Origin of the sequence: Streptomyces sp. NPDC058284 (assembly GCF_042881135.1) — a bacterium.
GTDB lineage: Bacteria > Actinomycetota > Actinomycetes > Streptomycetales > Streptomycetaceae > Streptomyces.
This window is the reverse complement of record NZ_JBHVYE010000033.1, coordinates 45,525-63,744: the sequence shown is the minus strand read 5'-3', so window position 1 is coordinate 63,744 and position 18,220 is coordinate 45,525. Positions and strand designations below refer to the sequence as shown.

Sequence of the window (18,220 nt, the reverse complement as noted above, 5' to 3'; positions counted from 1 at the left end):
ATGGCGCATGCCGTCTTCCCCGGTGCCCGGCCGCCCCGTGGGCCCGCTCTCAGCTCATGGTGCGGGCGCGCCGCCCAGGCTCCGGCTGCTGGACGGGGACCCGCACCCGGTCGTTGCGCAGCACGAGCAGGGCCGCGTCGTCGGACGGCGACCGGCCCGCGTGGCGGGCGAGCCGGGCATGGACCGCGCGGACCAGGCTTTGCGGTGAGACGGGCCGGCCACCTGCGGCCTCGGTGAGGGCGCTGCGCAGCGGGAAGAACGCGCCCGCGGCGTTGCGCTGCTCCTCCATGCCGTCCGTGTGCAGGATCAGCGCCTCGCCGGGCAGCAGCCGGCCGCAGCGCAGCACGGGCAGTTCGGCGGGGAGCGGGAAGGAACCGAGCGGCGGCAGCGGCTCACTGTCCGTCAGGGGCCGCGCCTGGCCGCTCAGCAGGTGGGGCCAGGGGTGCCCGCAGTTCAGCGCGGAGATCTCGCCCTCCTGGCTGATCTCAAGGAGCAGTACGGTCACGAACTCCTCGGCCGGCGGGGCGTCCGGTGCCGGGCCGCCGTTCGCGGGGTGCTCGGCGCGCGAGCGCTCCCGCAGGTACCGGCTGTGCGCTCTCTCCAACCTCCGAAGGACCAGCGGGAGTTCGGGCTCGTCGTGGGCCGCCTCGCGGAAGCTGCCGAGGACGGCGGCGACACTCCCGATGGCGGCGAGGCCGTGCCCGCGCACATCGCCCATGACGACCCGGACGCCGTGCTCGGTGGCCGCCACCTCGTACAGGTCGCCCCCGACGGAGGCGCCGCGCGACGCGGAGAGCCGACCGACGGCGAGCGCGAGCCCTTCGAGGCGGGGCGGCAGCGGCCGCAGCAGTACGTTCTGCGCGGCGCCCGCGACCTCGCGGACCTGCCGCAGCTCCCGCAGCAGCGCCCGATGGACGTGGCAGATGAGCCCGGCCCCGACGGCGAAGAAGACGGCGCTGCTGACGATCCGTGCCCCCATGCCGTCCTGCTGCGCGAGCGGACAGGCCAGTTTGTACGTGACCGCGCAGGCGCCCCACACCGTGGGAAGGAGCAGGGCGAGCGCGCGTCGGTGCCGCGGAGGCCGCGCCGGGCGGACGCGGTCAAGCACACGGGGAAGCAGGCGGGCACCCCGCCGGGCAGCCCCAGGTCTGGTACGCGTCATGCCCTCGGCCCCCCTAGGTCGTGTCCCAGGCCCTGTTCAGCGAGCAGGCCGGCGCTACGGCCGGATCGATTCTTACGACCGTATGGACCGATTGGACCATGCTGATTCCTCTTGCCACCCGAACGAGTGAGGGGCTCACCCGGTGGTCCGGATGAGCCCCTCGATGCGCCCCGTGTGCGCCTGTTGCCTACTGCCCGGCGGTGGCTACGCTCCGCGCAGCACCGCGCCCGTCCGCTCGGCCGCCAGGGCGACGGCCGCGTCGCGGGCCGCGGAGGCCTCGTCGACGGTGAGCGTGCGGTCGGCCGCCCGGAAGCGCAGCGCGTACGCCAGGGACTTCTTGCCCGCGCCGATCTGCTCGCCCTCGAAGACGTCGAACAGCCGGATGGACTCCAGGAGTTCGCCCGCGCCGCCGCGCAGGTAGTACTCGACGACGGCGGCGGGCACCTCGGCGTCGACCACGAGGGCGACGTCCTGGGTGGCCACCGGGAAGGTCGAGATGCGCGGTGCCTGGACGCCGCCTTCGCGTGCCGACTCGAGCGCGTCCAGGTCCAGTTCCATCGCACAGGTGCGCGCGGGCACGCCCAGCGCCTTCACGACGCGCGGGTGCAGCTCGCCCGCGTGGCCGACGGTGACGATCTCGCCGTCGACGACGACCTTCAGCAGGGCGCAGCGGCCGGGGTGCCACGGGCCGTACTGCCCCTGGTCGACGATGAGCTCGACACCGGCCTCCCGGGCGATGGTCCGCGCCGCCTCGACGGCGTCGGCCCAGTCCGCCGGGCGGCCCTTGCCCCACCAGCCGCCCTGCTCGCGGGCGCCCGCGAGGACGACGGCGGCGTGCCGGGGCTGGACGGGCAGCGCCTCGGTGAGGGAGGCGATCTCCTCGTCGGTGGGACGCCGGTCCACGGGCAGGCGCCCGGCGACCTTCAGCTCGTCCTGGGGGTGGAAGACCAGGCCGGTCTCGAAGAGGGCCAGGTCGTGCGAGCCCCGCCCGTCGTTGCGGCGGAGGGTGGCGAGCAGCCCGGGCAGCAGCGTCGTACGGAGCGCGGGCTCCTCGTCGGAGATCGGGTTGAGGAGCTTCACCACGCGGCGCGCGGGGTCGTCCGGCTCCAGGCCCAGCTGGTCGAAGACGCCCTCGCCGATGAAGGGGTAGCTCAGCGCCTCCACGTAACCGGCGCCGGCCAGCGCGCGGCCGACGCGGCGGTGCAGCCGCTGCCGCTCGGTCAGGCCGCGGCCCGCCGGGGGCTTGGGCAGCGTCGAGGGCAGGTTCTCGTACCCCTCAAGGCGGATGACCTCCTCGGCGAGGTCGTTCGGCTCGGCGAGGTCGGGGCGCCAGGACGGCACGGTGACGGTCAGGGTGTCCTGCCCGTACACGTCGCAGCCGACCTCCTGGAGGCGGCGTACGACGGTCTCGCGGCCGTAGACGACACCGGCGACGCTGTCCGGGTGGTCGGCCGGCATAGTGATCGTGCGCGGCCCGGTCGGGGCGATGACCTCGGTGACGCCGGCCTCGGCGCTGCCGCCCGCGAGGAGCACGAGCAGGTCGACGGTGCGCTGCGCGGCGGCTGCCGCGGCCTGCGGGTCGACGCCGCGCTCGAAGCGCTTGGACGCCTCGGATGCCAGCTTGTGGCGGCGCGCGGTGCGGGCGATGGAGATCGCGTCGAAGTGCGCGGCCTCGATCACCACCTCGGTGGTGCCGCGGACCTGCCCGGTCTCCGCGTCCGTCTCGGAGTCCGCGATCTCGGTGTTGGCGCCGCCCATGACGCCCGCGAGGCCGATGGGGCCGCGGTCGTCGGTGATGACCAGGTCCTCGGCGTCCAGGACGCGCTTGGTGCCGTCGAGGGTGGTGAACTTCTCGCCCTGCTCGGCCCTGCGGACGCCGATCGTGCCCTGGACGCTGGAACGGTCGTACGCGTGCAGGGGCTGGCCGAGCTCCATCATCACGTAGTTGGTGATGTCGACGGCGAGCGAGATCGGGCGCATGCCGACCTTCTGCAGGCGGCGCTGCAGCCAGATCGGGGAGCGGGCCTCGGGCTGCAGGCCCGTGACGGTGCGCGCGGTGAAGCGGTCGCAGCCGAGCGGGTCGCTGATCTTGACCGGGTAGCCGAAGGAGTTCGGCGCGGGCACGTCGAGCAGCGCCGGGTCGCGCAGCGGCAGGCCGTACGCGATGGCGGTCTCGCGGGCGACACCGCGCATCGAGAGGGCGTACCCGCGGTCGGGCGTGACGGCGATGTCGAGGACCTCGTCGACCAGCTCGAGGAGCTCGATGGCGTCGGTGCCTGCCTCGTGCTCGGGCGGCAGGACGATGATGCCGCCGGAGCCGTCGTCGCCCATGCCCAGCTCGTCACCGGAGCAGATCATGCCGTGCGAGGTCCTGCCGTACGTCTTGCGGGCGGCGATGGCGAAGTCGCCGGGCAGGACGGCGCCGGGCAGGACCACGACGACCTTGTCGCCGACGGCGAAGTTCCGGGCGCCGCAGACGATCTCCTGCGGCTCACCGGTGCCGTTGGCCATGCCGACGTCGACGGTGCAGAAGCGGATGGGCTTCTTGAAGCCCTCGAGCTCCTCGATGGTGAGGACCTTGCCCACGACGAGCGGGCCCTTGAGGCCCGCGCCGAGCTGCTCGACGGTCTCGACCTCGAGGCCGACCTCGATCAGCTTGGCCTGCACGTCGCGGCCGGTCTCGGTGGCGGGGAGGTCGACGTACTCCCGCAGCCAGGAAAGCGGGACCCGCATCAGATCTCCATCCCGAACGGCCGGGTGAACCGGATGTCACCCTCGACCATGTCTCGCATGTCTTCGACGTTGTGGCGGAACATCAGCATCCGTTCGATGCCGAACCCGAAGGCGAATCCGCTGTACTTCTGGGGGTCGACGCCGCAGGCGGTGAGCACCTTGGGGTTGACCATGCCGCAGCCGCCGAGCTCGATCCAGCCCTCGCTGCCGCAGGTGCGGCAGGGGCGGTCGGCGTTGCCGACGGACTCGCCGCGGCAGACGTAGCAGACCATGTCCATCTCGGCGGACGGCTCGGTGAACGGGAAGTAGTTCGGCCGCAGCCGGGTCTTCATGTCCGGGCCGAAGAGCGACTGGACCATGTGGTCCAGGGTGCCCTTGAGGTCGGCCATGGTCAGGCCCTCGTCGACGGCGAGCAGCTCGATCTGGTGGAAGACCGGGGTGTGCGTCGCGTCCAGCTCGTCCGTGCGGTACACGCGGCCGGGGCAGACGACGTAGACCGGCGGCTCGCGGCGTTCGAGGAGCGCGCGGGCCTGCACGGGCGAGGTGTGCGTACGGAGCACGACACCGGACTCTCCCCCAGTGCCGAAAGCCTGGGAGGTACCCCCACCGCCTTCGGCGCCCTCGGGCCCCTGGACGAAGAACGTGTCCTGCATCTGCCGGGCGGGGTGGTCGGGCGTGAAGTTCAGGGCGTCGAAGTTGAACCACTCCGCCTCGACCTCGGGCCCCTCCGCGACCTCGTAGCCCATCGAGACGAAGACGTCGGCGACGCGCTCCATCATCGTGGTCAGCGGGTGCCGGGCGCCGGCGGGCGTGCGGTCGTACGGCAGCGTGACGTCCACCGCCTCCTCGACCAGGACGCGGGCGTCGCGCTCGGCCTCCAGCTCGCTCTGGCGGGCGGCGAGCGCCTTGCTCACGGCGCCGCGGGCCATGCCCACGCGCTTGCCCGCCTCGGCCTTGGCCTGCGGGGGCAGCGCGCCGATCTCGCGGTTGGCGAGCGCCAGCGGCGAGGTGCCGCCGGTGTGCGCGATCTTGGCCTCCTGGAGCGCGTCGAGGGAGTCCGCGGCCGCGAAGGCGGCGAGCGCCTCGTCCCGCATGCGCTCGATCTCTTCAGGTTTCAGTGCCTCGACCTCAACAGGGTCGTACGACTTGTTCGGTGCCGACATCTCTTCCCGTGCTTCCGATTGGCTGGCGGATGGGTCCCCGTCAACGACTCGGAGACAAGCTGTCCCGGATTTGGGGACACAAAGTGCCAACGACCGAGTCTAACGGGGGTGCGGTGAACGAATGAGCCCGCGGGCTGCTCAGGCGGTCCCCGACAGGGTCACTGGAGATACGCCGGGGCCCCCACGGGCAACGTAAATCGGAACTGGGCACCGCCGCCGGGCGCGCGGCCGACCGTGATCGTCCCGCCGTGCGCCTCCACGATGCCCTTCACGATGTACAACCCCAGTCCCGTCCCGCCGCGCTTACTGCCCCGCCAGAAGCGGGTGAAGACACGGCCCATCGACTCCTCCGGAATGCCGCAGCCCTCGTCGCTCACGGTCACGGCGGTCTCGGCGCCGCCCCGCTCGCGCGGCGAGGAGGAGGCCGCCGCCTCAATGGTGACGGTTCCCTCACCGTGCCGCACGGCGTTTTCCAGCAGGTTGCTCAGCACCTGGTCGATCTTGTCGGGGTCCGCCCAGAGGTCGGGCAGCGGCTGCTCGACGCGGACGAGGAAGCGGTCGGCGTCCTGGCCGGCCGCGACGTGCGCCTGGATGTGGCGGCCGACGGCGGCGCCGATGTCGACGGGCTGGCGGCGCAGCTCAAGGCGGCCGGAGTCGATGCGGGAGATGTCGAGGAGCTCGGCGATCAGCCGGGTGACGCGGTCCGCGTCGGCGTCGACGGTCTCCAGCATCAGCTTCTTCTGGTCGTCGGTGAACCGCTCCCACTTGGCGAGCAGGGTCGCCGTGAAGCCCTTGACGGAGGTGAGGGGCGAGCGGAGCTCGTGGGCGACCGTGGCGATCAGCTCGGCGTGGCTGCGCTCGGTGCGGCGGCGGGCCTCGGTGTCGCGCAGGGAGACGATGACGCGGCGTACGGGCCCGGTGCGGGCGGTGCGTACGTAGCGGGCGGTGACCAGGATCTCGCGGCCGCCGGGCAGGAGCAGGTTGCGCTCGGGCTGGCCGTTGCGGATGGCGAGGCCGCCGTAGGGGTCGGTCAGCTGCCACCAGCGGCGGCCTTCGAGGTCCTCTAAGGGGAGGGCGTGCTCCAGGGGGGCGCCGAGGGCGTCGGTCGCGGGGACCGCGGTGATGCGCACCGCCGCCGCGTTGAAGCAGATGACGCGGCCCGCCTCGTCGGCGACGACGAGCCCGTCGGGCAGCTCGTCGGGGTCGAGTCCGAGGTCGCCGAGGTCACCGGGGCCGTCGCGGTCCGTGCGAGCACGGACGACGCCCTGCACTCCCGGTGCTCTGCTCGTGCCGACGCTCATTCCCCGTACCCCACCTCTCGGACTGTCGGTGAGCCCGTCACACTACTAGCTCGATGTGACGGAGCGGACCCCCTCAGCGAGTACTGGCGGCGCGCTGTGCACGGGCGGACGCATAGAGGCACACGGCCGCGGCCGTCGCGAGGTTGAGGCTTTCGGCTCTGCCGTGGATCGGAACGCGCACCACCGCGTCGGCGAGTGCGCGGGTCTCCTCCGGGAGTCCCCAGGCCTCGTTGCCGAAGACCCAGGCGGTGGGGGTGCCCATGGTGCCCCGGTCGAGTTCGGTGTCGAGGTCGTCCGCACCGGCCCCGTCCGCGGCGAGGATGCGTACGCCCGCGTCCTTGAGCCCTCGGACGGCCTGCTCGACGGGTACGCCCACGGCGACGGGCAGATGGAAGTGCGAACCGACCGACGCGCGCACCGCCTTGGGGTTGTAGAGGTCCACCGAGGCGTCCGTGAAGACCACGGCGTCGGCGCCCGCGGCGTCCGCGCAGCGCAGCACGGTCCCGGCGTTCCCGGGGTCGCGGACGTTGGCGAGGACGGCGACGAGCTTCGGGCGGCCCGCGATGACCTCGTCGAAGGGCACGTCGAGGAAACGGCAGACGCCGACGAGGCCCTGGGGGGTGACGGTCGTCGAGATGTCGGCGATGACGTCCTCGTGGGCGAGGTGCACCCGGGCCCCGGCGGCCCGCGCCTCCCCCACGATGTCGGCGTACCGCTCGGCGGCGTCGACGGTGGCGAACAGCTCGACCAGGGTGTCCGCGTACGCGGCGGCCTCCCGCACGGCCTGCGGCCCCTCGGCGAGGAACAGCCGCTCCTTCCCCCGGAAATTCCGCTTGGCCAGCCGCCGGGCCGCGCTGACGCGGGGCGACTTGGGGGAGATCAATTCGGGGGCGGCAACCATTCAACTCACCTCGGGACGGCGCCCCGATAGGGGCGCGGGGAACTGCGCGACCAGCCGAGAACGGACCCGCGGACGGCAGGAGACAGCACAGGGCGGACGAGACCCCGAACGACAGCGGACCCGCAAGCCAACCGGCTCACGGGTCCGAAATCACGCTCGGCTCAGCGAAGCGTCACGCCGCCTTCGGCGCGTTGACGTCCGACGGCAGCGCCTTCTGCGCGACCTCGACGAGCGCGGCGAACGCGTTCTCGTCGTTGACGGCCAGCTCCGCGAGGATCTTGCGGTCCACCTCGACGTTGGCGGCCTTCAGACCCTGGATGAAGCGGTTGTAGGTGATGCCGTTGGCGCGGGCAGCGGCGTTGATGCGCTGGATCCACAGCTGACGGAAGTCGCCCTTGCGCTTCTTGCGGTCGTTGTAGTTGTAGACCAGGGAGTGGGTGACCTGCTCCTTGGCCTTGCGGTACAGGCGCGAGCGCTGGCCGCGGTAGCCGCTGGCCGCTTCGAGAATCGCCCGACGCTTCTTGTGGGCGTTTACTGCCCGCTTGACGCGTGCCACTGTTTAACTCCTTGTAGCGGGGCCGTGGTTGGACTCACACGACCCGGTATCGATTGGGTCCCGGTCAGAGGTCAGGTGCCGTGTCCGGCACCCGAGCTCACTTGCCGAGAAGCTTCTTGATCTTCTTGGCGTCGCCCGGGGCCATCTCGGCGTTGCCGGTGAGGCGACGCGTCAGACGGGACGACTTGTGCTCGAGCAGGTGGCGCTTGCCGGCGCGCTCGCGGAGCACCTTGCCGGAGCCGGTGACCTTGAAGCGCTTGCTGGCACCGCTGTGCGACTTGTTCTTCGGCATAGCGCCGTTCTCTCCTCGTCAGTGGCGTTCCGATGCCCGGTCGTTAAACCGGGCATCCGGGAGCCATATGTATCGGTTGGCATCCCCTGGACTCGCGTCCACGGGATCAGGCCTCGGCAGAAGCCTCGGCCGGGGCCTCGGCGGGAGCCTCGTCGAGCTCCTCCCCCTCGGCGGAGTTCTGCGAGCGGCCAGGGTTGGCCTTCGCGTCCGCCTTGCGGGCCGCCTGGGCCTCACGGGCCTCGGCCATCGCCTCGGTCTTCTTCTTGTGCGGACCGAGAACCATGATCATGTTCCGGCCGTCCTGCTTCGGGTTCGACTCGATGAACCCAAGGTCCTCGACGTCCGAAGCGAGACGCTGCAGCAGTCGGAAGCCCAGCTCGGGGCGGGACTGCTCACGACCACGGAACATGATCGTGATCTTGACCTTGTCGCCCTGCTTGAGGAACCGGACGACGTGACCCTTCTTGGTGTCATAGTCGTGCGGGTCGATCTTCGGCCGGAGCTTCATCTCCTTGATGACCGTGTGCGCCTGGTTCTTGCGCGCTTCACGGGCCTTCATGGCCGACTCGTACTTGAACTTCCCGTAGTCCATGAGCTTGCAGACCGGCGGACGCGCAGTCGCGGCCACCTCGACCAGGTCGAGGTCGTACTCCTGCGCAAGCTCCAGGGCCTTGGCAAGCGGGACAATCCCGACCTGCTCGCCGCTGGGACCGACAAGTCGCACCTCGGGAACGCGAATCCGGTCGTTGATGCGGGGCTCGGCGCTGATGGATCCTCCTCGGTAGCACCACGCGACCGTCTGGCGGACAGCCGCGTTACGTCTGTTGACTGGACCAACCGAACGAGGCCACAAAAAATGCCCCGACCGATCACAGAAGGGGCTCCACGTACTACCGGAGCACCTCCGCGGTGATCGCGGGGCGCACATCGGGCGACCCGAAGCCTTGGGGACTTCGGCCGCCTGACCGGTGACCCGCCGCTCCGGGGAGCGGTCAGGTGGGAGATCGGAGCCTCCACTTGTGGGCCGGACCCTCGCGTTGGCACGCGGGTGTCCAGCCGGTCGTTACACAAGGTTAGCAGCTCTGCCCGGGTGGGGCGAACCAGCTCGCGCGGCGGCTCCCGGGGCCCGGGCCGCGCGGGGCTCGGCATATCGTGTGGCACATGAGCGACGCGACCCCCACCCCCGAGTCCCCCGCAGGCGCCGGGCCCGACTCCCCCGACTTCGACACCCTGACCCGTGACATCGCGGACGTCCCCGCGGTCGAGGTGATCACCACGGTGGCGGTCCACCTGATGAGCGCCGCCGCCGTGAACCTCGGTCTCGCCGAGGGCGGCGAGGGCCACAAGGACCTGGACGAGGCCCGCAAGCTGATCCACTCGCTGGCCGGACTGATGGACGCGAGCGCCACGGAGATCAGCTCGTTCCACGCGGCGCCGCTGCGTGACGGCCTGAAGTCGCTGCAGCTGGCGTTCCGCGAGGCGTCCCTGGTGGCCGACGAGCCGGGTCAGGGGCCCGGCGAGAAGTACACGGGCCCGGTCTTCGGCTGAGCCTTCACCTTCACACCGTACGTACGTAGAGGGGCTCGCCCGGTGGCGTCGCCTCGGCCGGCAGGAGTGCCAGGTCGAGGCCGCGCACCAGGCGGGCCCTCAGTGTTTCGTCGGCGGCGATCCGCCGGGCCACCCGCTGGGCGGCCTCGGCGGGGTCCGCGGCCGGGTCGAGGACCAGGGCGAGGGTGCCGTCGGCGTGGCCGGGGCCCAGGTGGGCGCGGAGCACGCCGGGCTCGGCGGCGACGGCCGCGCGCACCGCGCCGGTGACGGCGGGGTCCGCGAGCGGGTCGGCGCTGGCGCGCCCCTCGGCGAGCGCGAGCAGGGCGGAGCGGCCCAGCTCGTAGGGGACGGGGCCCGCCAGGTCCAGGACGATGGTGTCGGCCTGCTCGTGGGCGGCGGCCTGCAACGCCTGGTGCAGCGGTACGGCGACGGGGCGGGCGGCCGGGTCCCAGAGGGCGAGGGCCTCGATGGAGGTGAAGGCGGGCAGCGCCTTGCGGTCGCCCGCCTTGAGGGTGGGGACGGCCATGTCGCTGGTCTTCTCGCGGCGCAGCCCGTTCTCGTCCTCCTCCACCTCGCCGAGCACGGCGACGACGGGGACGAGGAGCCGGGCGCCGGCCAGGGCCCGCAGGACCGGGCCGTGGGCCGTGCGGTCCTCGGACCAGGCGGCCAGCGCCTCGGCCAGCCGGGGGTCGGCGGTCCCGTCGTCGTCGGAGAATCCCGGATCGGGAATGTTCTTGTTCGCCATGTCCGCCGTGCTTGCCTTGTTCGCCATGTTCGCCACGTGTCGACCCTACAGAGCGGGTCCGGCACCCCGGCGGGGCGCTCCCGACCGGGTCCGCCACAGCTGGACCGCCGCCGCGAGCAGCGCGACGCCGAGGCCCCCGGCGACCGGTCCCACCCAGCCCGCGGGCCCGTCGTCGCCCGTCTCCGCGTCCGGGCCAGGACCGAAGTAGCGCGCGCCGTGGGCCGCCGTGCGCGGCTCGGCGGGTCCGGGCTCGATCCTGGCGCCGCGGGTCAGCGCCGCCGCGGGGTCGATCAGGCCGAAGCCCCGGGAGTCGTCGCGGCCGCCGGAGGGGGCGTCGCGGGCGGTGTCCTCGAGGAGCTGCTTGATCTGGGCGGGGGCGAGCGCGGGGTGGGCGGCGCGGATCAGGGCGACGGCGCCCGAGACGAAGGCGGAGGCGGCGCTGGTGCCCCAGCCCTCGTAGTATTTGTGGTCGGGGTCGGCGATGACTATGTCGTCGCCGGGCGCCGCGACGGTGGCGTACCAGCGGCGGGTGGAGAACGAGGCGCGGGCGCCGTTCTCGTCGACGGCCGTCGCTGCGATGACGCCGGGGTAGGCGGCGGGGTAGGAGATGTGGTCGCCGCGTTCGCCGCCGTTGCCCGCGGAGGCGACGACGGCGACGCCCTTCTTCAGGGCGTACTGCACGGCGGCGTCCTCGGCCGGTTCGGGGTGGGCGGATTTCGAATCGTCGCCGAGGGAGAGGTTGATGACGTCCGCGCCGTGGTCGGCGGCCCAGCGGATGCCGTCGGCGAGGGCGTTGCCGCGGGTGTCGCGGGCCTTCTTGCGGGCGGGGTCGCCGTCCTCGAGGATCACGCGGACCGGCAGGATCTTCGCGTCGGGCGCGATGCCGAGTACGCCGTCGGCGCGGCCCTGGCCGTGTCCGTGGCCCGCGATGATGCCGGCCATGGCGGTGCCGTGCCGGGCCCAGGCCCGGTCGCCGCGGCGGGCGCCGAAGCCGACCATGTCCTCGCCCTTGAGGACACTGCCCGCGAGGTCCGGGTGCTCGTCGTCTATGCCGGTGTCCAGGACGGCGACGGTGATGCCCGCGCCCTTGGTGGTCCGCCAGGCCTCGCTGGTGTGCATGGCGTCGAGGGCCCACTGCTGGGCGCGGATGCCGTCGTCGGCGTGGGCGGTGGCGGCCGGGGCGAGCGCGAGCAGGGCCGTCGCGGCGGCGACGAGTGTCCGGCGGATGCTCATGACTTCTTCTCCGCGGCCGCGATGGTCTTGCGCAGGCCGCGCTCGACGCGGTCGGCGATGCCTTTCGCCTCGTGGCCGAGGCCCGCCTGGGCGGGCGACGACGTGGTGTTGGTGCCCATGGCCTCGGTGGCGGGCTCGGGGTCCGTGACGACGCGGCCGTCGGCGAATCCCGAGACGGCGTAGGCGACGACGGGGGCGTCCGGGAGCACGGACATCGTCCAGGAGGCGCGCTGGGTGTCGCCGAAGCCTTCGGCGGGGGTGCCTTTGGCCGCGTACGGGCGGGGCATGAGGTCGGGCCGTCGGTCGAGCCCCTCCTCGGTGAAACGGTCGCGCAGCGTCCGCATGCCGTCGGCGTCCGCCTTGGTGAACAGCAGCCCCACGGTGGTGACATGGCTGCGGGTGGCGTCGGTGTACGTGGCGCGCAGCAGCCGCAGACAGCCTGCCGGGGCGAGGGCCTTGCGCAGCAGCGGGTCGAAGGCGTCCTTGCAGCCGCTGTCGGGCGCGACGGCGATCCGCGTCCACGAGCGGTCCGCGCCGCCGGGGCCCGCGCCCTCGCCCTTGAGCGCGGGCGGGAAGAGCCGGTCGACGGGCACGCTGTGCCAGAGCCCGCCGGTGACGGTGTACGCGCTGCGCGTGGCGCCCCCGGCCGCGGACTCCCCCGTCAGCCAACTCCCGGTCACCGCACCCCCGATGAGCCCGAGCCCGAGCACGGCGCAGACCGCGGCGGCGACCGCGCGGGGGCGGGCCCAGCCGCCGACGGGCCGCAACCGCGTGGTGCTGTCGTCATCCATGGCGGGCCGCGCGAACGACACGAAGGGCCGTCCCGCGCCGGGCACCGGCTTCGGATCGACGGCTCCGGCCGTGCGGCGGGACGTGATCGTGGTGGCGACGGGGCGGGCGCCACGCGGTGCGGGGCGAACCGCGGTTGCCTCAGGAGGGGGCGAGGGCGCGTCGGCCGGGCGGGACGTCGCCGGAGCGGGCGGCGGCGTGGCGGGGCGCGGGGGCGTGGCTGCCGGTGCGGCGGGGGGCACCGGGCCCAAAGCGCTCGGCGGGCCGGGGAAGCCGGAGGTGCTCGACGGCTGCGGGTCGTGGACTCCGGACGCGGGTGGCCCGGCCGGTATCGGCGGGGTGTCCGGCAGGCGGGCCGAAGCGGGGGGCGGGGGCGGGGCGGTGGGGCCGGGCGCCGCACGGTCCGCGGACGCCTCGTGGCCGGTCGACGTCTCGCGTTCCGCGCGGGCCTGTTCGAAGGGGGCCAGCAGGTCCTCTATGCGGGCCGAGCGGCTCAGCTCGTCGTCGCTCGCCGCGGAGGCGGGCCGCGGGCTGTCGAGTATCCAGTCCTGGTCGACCGGCGGGCGGACGTCGGGGAAGCGGGCGGACGGTGCGGGCGGCGGGTCGGCGGCCGGGTCCGTCAAGGACGGGTCGGCGGGGGCCGGCGGGGCCGGGGGGCGGGGAGGCGTGGCGGGGCGCGGCGGGATGGGGCTGCGAGGCGCCTCCGTGCTCATGCTCCCCCGCTCTCCTCGCGCTCCGGCCGGCCGGAGCGCGAGGCCGGCGAGGCTCTGTGGACGCCGCTTCGTCAGGCTCCGTCCGCGTCACTCTACGGGCTGACGTCGGGCGCGAGGGAACCCAGTCCGCACCCCGGGCGATCTGCCCGGATCATCCCCCTACCCTCCGGTAATCGTGTCTGGCAGGCTTCGGCCATGACAGCCCGTGCAGCAGACCGGGCCCGTTACGACCGGGCCACCGCGCATCTCGACGCCCCCCTCGCGATCGTCGATCTGGCCGCCTTCGACGCGAACGCGGACGATCTCGTGCGCCGGGCCGGCGGCAAGCCGATCCGGGTCGCGAGCAAGTCCGTGCGCTGCCGTGCCCTGCTCGAACGGGTCCTGGCCCGCGACGGCTTCGCCGGGGTCATGTCGTTCACGCTCGCCGAGTCGATGTGGCTCGCCGGGTCCGGCTTCGACGACGTGCTGCTCGCCTACCCCTCGGCGGACCGGGCCGGGTTCGCGCGGCTGACCGCCGATCCGAAGCTCGCCGCCGCGGTGACCGTGATGGTCGACGACCCGGCCCAGCTGCGGCTGATCGACGAGGCCAGGGACGGCGGGACCGAAGAGGTGCGGGTCTGCCTGGAGTTGGACACCTCCTACCGGGTGCTCGGCGGACGCGTCCGCGTCGGCGCGCTCCGTTCGCCGCTGCACTCCCCCGTGCAGGTCGCCGCCCTGGCCCGCGCCATCGTCCGGCGGCCGGGGTTCCGGCTCGTCGGTGTCATGGCGTACGAGGGGCATGTCGCGGGGGTGGGCGACGCGGTCGAGGGGCACCCGGCGCGCTCCCGGGCGATCCGGCTGATGCAGACGGCGGCCCGCAAGGAGCTGGCCGCGCGCCGGGGGCGGACCATCGCCGCGGTGCGGGAGGCCGCGCCCGACCTGGAGTTCGTGAACGGCGGCGGGACCGGCAGCGTGCAGCACACCGCGGCCGAGCGCGCGGTCACCGAGATCGCCGCGGGTTCCGGGTTGTTCGTGCCGCGGCTGTTCGACAACTACACGTCGTTCAGCGGGCGTCCGGCCGCGCTGTTCGCGCAGCCCGTGGTGCGGCGGCCGGGCGCGGGCACCGTGACGGTGCTGGGCGGGGGCTATCCGGCGTCGGGGGTCGCGGGCCCCGACCGCTCGCCGGTGCCGTATCTGCCCGAGGGGCTGCGGTACGACCCGCAGGAGGGCGCGGGCGAAGTGCAGACGCCGCTGCACGGGCCCCCGGCCGACGACCTGCTGATCGGCGACAAGGTGTGGTTCCGGCACGCCAAGGCCGGTGAGCTGTGCGAGCGGTTCGAGACGCTGCACCTGGTCGAGGGCGACAGGGTGACGGCGAGCGTCCCGACGTACCGGGGCGAGGGCCACACCTTCCTCTGACCCCGCGGCCGGTCAGGGCGTCACGGCGGCTCACGGCGTCGCGCCGACGTCCTCGCCCACGCCGCCGCCCGTCGCGCTGTCGTCGACCGAGCGGATGCCGTCGGTGATCTCGTCCAGGACGGAGACGCGCGGCGCGTCGTCGCCGGCGCCGATGGCGAAGCGGACGATGACCGGGGACTCCGACCCGACGCTCGACTTGAACGCGAGCGACTGGACGTAGCCGCCGGGGCCCTTGGCGGTGTGGACGCGCCAGCGCACGAGGTAGCCGGTGCGCCCGGCGACGGCCACCTGGCCTTCCTTGACCTTCTCGTGGCCGGTGAGGCCGCCGTAGGGCTTGTTGTCCAGTTTGTCGTGGTCGAAGGCGTCGTCCGCCGCGTCCTCGATGTCGCCGAGGGCGAGCGCCTTGGGGTCGCTCTCGTCGGTGTTCGTCACGGTGCTCGACGTGACGGTGCCCTCGCGGCAGAGTCCGGAGTCGCCGGGGCAGTCGATGATGTCCGGGGTCTGGATGGTCGCGCCGCCGCCGAAGGAGTCGTCGTCCTTCTCCCACCCGTCGGGGACGGGGAGCGTGATGCCGTTGAGGTCGTCGACGAGGGTGTCCGGGTCGGGGTCGGGGCTCGGGGACGCGGACTTCGTCGCGGTCGGCGTCGGGCTGTTCGTGACGGGCGCGGTGGGCGCCGGTGCGCCGCCCTTCGGGTCGCCGTCGTCCTTGGTCAGGACGACGGCGCCCGTGCCGATCGCGCCGACGAGGACGACCCCGGCGGCGGCCAGGGCGACGGTCTTCCCCCGGCCGCCGCCCGGGACGGCGGGCGCCGGCACGGCCGTGGCGTCCGGCGACGGGCCGAAGCCCTGCTGCGTCCCGGGCACTTGGGGGTGCTCGGGGGTCCGCCGGTGCTCGGTCCAGGCGGTTCCGTCCCACCAGCGTTCGACGGCCGGCGCCGAGGGGTCCGAGTACCAGCCGGGAGGGGGCGACATGCTCATCCCGGCACTCTAAGCGGTGTCCGGGAATCGTGCCGCGATGATCAGTACACCGAGTCCACCTGGTCGGGGACGACGGAGCCGTCGCCGCGCAGGACGGGTCCCTTGCCCCCGCCGTGCTTGTTGTACGCGCCCGTCGAGCAGGGGTAGCGGCCCGGCTTCTGCTTCAGCGGCTCGATGAACATGGGGTTCACGACCCAGCGGCCGTCCGCGTTGTCGTACGCGCGGCACATGACCTCGTCCTTGTTGCGGTTCAGCACGAGGTGCGCGCCGGTCGCGTCGCCGACGAAGGTCACGTCGGTGTCGGCGTCGCCGCCGCCGAGCGCGATGCGGTGGGCGCGGTCCTGCTTGGCCCAGGCCTTCTTGCCCTTGAGACGGAAGATCTCCTGGTTGATCCAGCAGCGCTTGCCGTCGATGTACGGGATGGCCTCGCCCTTGTTGACGGGGACGTTGCCGCAGCCCTGGTTGTAGGTGGTGATGCGGCCCTTGCGGTCGAGGACCGAGCGGATGGCGACGGTGTGTTCGCGGTCGATGCCGACGCTCTTCGACCAGACCTCGGTGACCGGCTCCGAGCCCGCCGAGACGATGTAGACGTCGAAGCCGGCCTTCTTGAGGGTGCGGATCAGATCGCGCTGCTGGTCGTAGTAGCGGACGTAGCCGGGGATCTCGTGGGTGCCGACGGTCTGGGTGGCGCCGACGGGGGCGGCGAGGGCCTCCTTGCGGGCCTTCGCGGCGTACGACTCCAGTTCGGGGACGGTGTGACCGGCGAAGAGCTGGGGCACCCAGGCGTACTGCGGGACGGTGTGGCGGTGGTCCCACGTCCCGGCGAAGGCGGCGGCGCCGCTCATCGTCTTCCCGTCCTCGCGCACCTCGAAGATCTCGTCCGCGCAGGCGGTGTTGGTGGAGGTGGGCAGCGGCCTGCCGACCGGGACCTTCGTGCCGCAGGCCTTGGTGAGCGCGCGGTGGGCGTCGTCGGTCATCCACTTGCTGGTGGACTTCCAGCTCTTGGGGCGCAGGATCTTGTCGTGCCGCAGGGACCAGGCGATGGTCGCGTCGGTGACGTCGTTCTTGGTGACGGTGTTGTCCCAGTCGAAGGCGGCGACCGGGCGCTTTCCGCCGTGTCCGAGGTGCGGGCGGGAGCAGCGGCCGCGCTCGTCGATCACGCGCTGCAGCCGGGCGCGGTTGTCGCCGTACCAGGTCAGCTTCTTCGAGAGCTGCGGGCAGTGCGCGGCAGTGGTACGGGGGTTCGCGGGCGTGGCGGCGGCCGCGGGGAGAGCTGCCGGTACGGCCGCCAGGGCGGCGGCCGTGGCCAGGGTCAGCGCCAGAATGTGTCGGTTACGCATGTCAGTGGACCGTACATCAGTCCTACGAGGCTGACGATGGTGCCGACGCCCCGTACACCGTGTCCCGCTGATCGGGGATCACCGAGCCGTCCGTACGGCGCACCGGGCCCGCGCTGCCGTCGGGCCGGGTGTAGCCGGTGGTGGCGCACGGGTAGGGGTCGGCCTTCTGGCCCTTGGGCTGGATGAACATGGGGTTCACCAGCCAGCGGCCGTCGCCGTTCTCGTAGGCGCGGCACATCAGTTCGTTCTTGTTGCGGTTCAGGACGAGCCGCAGGCCGGTGGCGTCGCGCAGGAAGGAGACGTCGGTGTCGGAGTCCCCGGCCGCGAACACCGGGCGCCTCGCGGCCGGTTGGACCTTCTCGGCGGCGGCGCCCCGCACCCCGTAGATCTCCTGGTTGATCCAGCAGCGCTTGCCGTCGATGTACGTGATCATCGAGTCGTCGCCGTCGCGGACGGTGCCGCAGCCCTTGAGGTGTGCGGTCTGCCTGCCGTGCGCCGTGACGTTGCGGATGCCGAGGGTGTGCCGGGCGTCGACGCCGACGGCCTTCGCCCACACCTCGGCGACGGGCTCGGGTGACGCGGAGACGACGTGGACCTCGAAGCCGGCCTTCTTGAGGGTGCGGATCAGATCGCGTTGCTGGTCGTAGTAGCGGACCCAGCCGGTGACCTTCTTGGTGCCGACGCGCTGCTCGGCGCCGACGGGCGCGGCGAGGTTCTCCTCGCGGGCCGCGGCGGCGAAGTGCTTGACCTGCCGGGTGGTCCAGCCGCGGGTGAGCTGGGCGAGCCAGGCGTACTGGGGTTCCATGCGGCGGTGGTCGAAGCCGGTGAAGGCGGGGGCGCCGCCGGTGGTGGTGCCTTCGCCGTAGACGGAGAGGATCTCGTCGGCGCAGGCGGTGTCGCGGTGCGTGGGCAGGGTGGTGGCGGTGGCCGGGCAGGCCTTGGTGAGGGCCTTGGCCGCCGGGCCGGTCAGGTAGCGGCTGGTGGTGTGCCAGTCGCCCTTGGCGGGCGTGCGTATCCTGCCGTGGCGCAGCAGCCAGTACATGGTGGCGTCGCCGATGTCGTTCTTGATGACGGTGTTGTCCCAGTCGAAGGTGGCGACGGGCTTGGCGCCGCGGCTCCCGCCGCAGCGGCCGTACCGGTCCACCATGTGCTGGAGTCTGGCCTTGTTCGCGCCGTACCAGCCTTCGGAGACGGTCAGCGCGGGGCACTTCGCGGCCTTCGGGCGGGGGGCCTGCGTCGCTTCGGCGGTGGCCTGGACGCCGAGGAGGCCGGTCCCCGCGACGGTGAGCACGGCGGCTGCGGCGGCGCAGCGGCGCTTGAGGTTCATGTACACACTCCCGTGTCTACGCAGGTCAGCCGGGCGTCGTG

Annotated in this window: 16 protein-coding genes; 2 read left to right on the top strand and 14 right to left on the bottom strand. The window is 73.0% G+C overall.

Going from position 1 to position 18,220, the window contains the following annotated elements; translation table 11 throughout:
* Nucleotides 1-49: 49 nt before the first annotated feature.
* The 8 genes from ACFVYR_RS32860 to infC form a co-directional block, all read right to left on the bottom strand.
* Nucleotides 50-1,162 (bottom strand): PP2C family protein-serine/threonine phosphatase, encoded by a 1,113-nt coding sequence (locus tag ACFVYR_RS32860; RefSeq protein WP_384258135.1) that lies wholly within the window; start codon nt 1,160-1,162, stop codon nt 50-52.
* 204 nt (nt 1,163-1,366) lie between these two features.
* The gene (pheT, locus tag ACFVYR_RS32855; RefSeq protein WP_384258137.1) at nt 1,367-3,895 is read right to left on the bottom strand and encodes a phenylalanine--tRNA ligase subunit beta; all 2,529 of its coding nucleotides are present in this window, start codon (nt 3,893-3,895) and stop codon (nt 1,367-1,369) included.
* The gene (gene pheS, locus ACFVYR_RS32850) at nt 3,895-5,058 is read right to left on the bottom strand and encodes a phenylalanine--tRNA ligase subunit alpha (protein ID WP_384258140.1); all 1,164 of its coding nucleotides are present in this window, start codon (nt 5,056-5,058) and stop codon (nt 3,895-3,897) included. Before pheS ends, pheT begins: the two co-directional genes overlap by 1 nt.
* 158 nt (nt 5,059-5,216) lie before the next feature.
* Complete coding sequence (locus ACFVYR_RS32845; RefSeq protein WP_384258142.1) at nt 5,217-6,359, bottom strand: ATP-binding protein; 1,143 nt, start codon at nt 6,357-6,359, stop codon at nt 5,217-5,219.
* 73 nt (nt 6,360-6,432) lie between these two features.
* Entirely contained in the window at nt 6,433-7,260 is an 828-nt protein-coding gene (locus ACFVYR_RS32840; protein ID WP_384258144.1) for a TrmH family RNA methyltransferase, read from the bottom strand.
* Nucleotides 7,261-7,432: 172 nt separating this feature from the next.
* Nucleotides 7,433-7,816, bottom strand: a complete 384-nt coding sequence (gene rplT, locus ACFVYR_RS32835) for a 50S ribosomal protein L20 (protein WP_384258146.1) — start codon at nt 7,814-7,816, stop codon at nt 7,433-7,435.
* A gap of 97 nt (nt 7,817-7,913) precedes the next feature.
* Nucleotides 7,914-8,108, bottom strand: a complete 195-nt coding sequence (gene rpmI, locus ACFVYR_RS32830) for a 50S ribosomal protein L35 (protein ID WP_007829094.1) — start codon at nt 8,106-8,108, stop codon at nt 7,914-7,916.
* A 106-nt stretch (nt 8,109-8,214) separates the two neighbouring features.
* Nucleotides 8,215-8,877, bottom strand: a complete 663-nt coding sequence (gene infC / locus ACFVYR_RS32825; protein ID WP_384258259.1) for a translation initiation factor IF-3 — start codon at nt 8,875-8,877, stop codon at nt 8,215-8,217.
* A gap of 392 nt (nt 8,878-9,269) precedes the next feature.
* Here infC and ACFVYR_RS32820 point away from each other — a divergent pair, with 392 nt between their 5' ends.
* Entirely contained in the window at nt 9,270-9,656 is a 387-nt protein-coding gene (locus tag ACFVYR_RS32820) for a DUF1844 domain-containing protein (RefSeq protein ID WP_384258149.1), read from the top strand.
* Nucleotides 9,657-9,666: 10 nt separating this feature from the next.
* Here the strand turns inward: ACFVYR_RS32820 and ACFVYR_RS32815 are convergent, their stop codons facing one another.
* Genes ACFVYR_RS32815 through ACFVYR_RS32805 form a run of 3 tightly spaced genes read right to left on the bottom strand, consistent with a single transcriptional unit; the run spans nt 9,667 to nt 13,136 of the window.
* The gene (locus ACFVYR_RS32815; protein WP_384258261.1) at nt 9,667-10,401 is read right to left on the bottom strand and encodes an SseB family protein; all 735 of its coding nucleotides are present in this window, start codon (nt 10,399-10,401) and stop codon (nt 9,667-9,669) included.
* 45 nt (nt 10,402-10,446) lie between these two features.
* Complete coding sequence (gene mycP, locus ACFVYR_RS32810) at nt 10,447-11,634, bottom strand: type VII secretion-associated serine protease mycosin (protein WP_384258151.1); 1,188 nt, start codon at nt 11,632-11,634, stop codon at nt 10,447-10,449.
* Nucleotides 11,631-13,136, bottom strand: coding sequence for a hypothetical protein (locus ACFVYR_RS32805; protein ID WP_384258154.1), 1,506 nt, complete (start codon nt 13,134-13,136; stop codon nt 11,631-11,633). The genes mycP and ACFVYR_RS32805 overlap by 4 nt, the downstream gene beginning before the upstream one ends.
* 195 nt (nt 13,137-13,331) lie before the next feature.
* Here ACFVYR_RS32805 and ACFVYR_RS32800 point away from each other — a divergent pair, with 195 nt between their 5' ends.
* Complete coding sequence (locus tag ACFVYR_RS32800) at nt 13,332-14,534, top strand: amino acid deaminase/aldolase (RefSeq protein ID WP_384258156.1); 1,203 nt, start codon at nt 13,332-13,334, stop codon at nt 14,532-14,534.
* Nucleotides 14,535-14,564: 30 nt separating this feature from the next.
* Here ACFVYR_RS32800 and ACFVYR_RS32795 read toward each other — a convergent pair whose 3' ends face one another.
* From ACFVYR_RS32795 to ACFVYR_RS32785, 3 genes are read right to left on the bottom strand one after another with little or no spacing between them, the layout of a single operon-like run.
* Nucleotides 14,565-15,512 (bottom strand): DUF2510 domain-containing protein, encoded by a 948-nt coding sequence (locus ACFVYR_RS32795; RefSeq protein ID WP_384258158.1) that lies wholly within the window; start codon nt 15,510-15,512, stop codon nt 14,565-14,567.
* 41 nt (nt 15,513-15,553) lie between these two features.
* Entirely contained in the window at nt 15,554-16,852 is a 1,299-nt protein-coding gene (locus tag ACFVYR_RS32790; protein ID WP_384258161.1) for a haloacid dehalogenase-like hydrolase, read from the bottom strand.
* Between the two features lie 22 nt (nt 16,853-16,874).
* The gene (locus ACFVYR_RS32785) at nt 16,875-18,179 is read right to left on the bottom strand and encodes a haloacid dehalogenase-like hydrolase (RefSeq protein WP_384258163.1); all 1,305 of its coding nucleotides are present in this window, start codon (nt 18,177-18,179) and stop codon (nt 16,875-16,877) included.
* Nucleotides 18,180-18,220 lie beyond the last annotated feature (41 nt).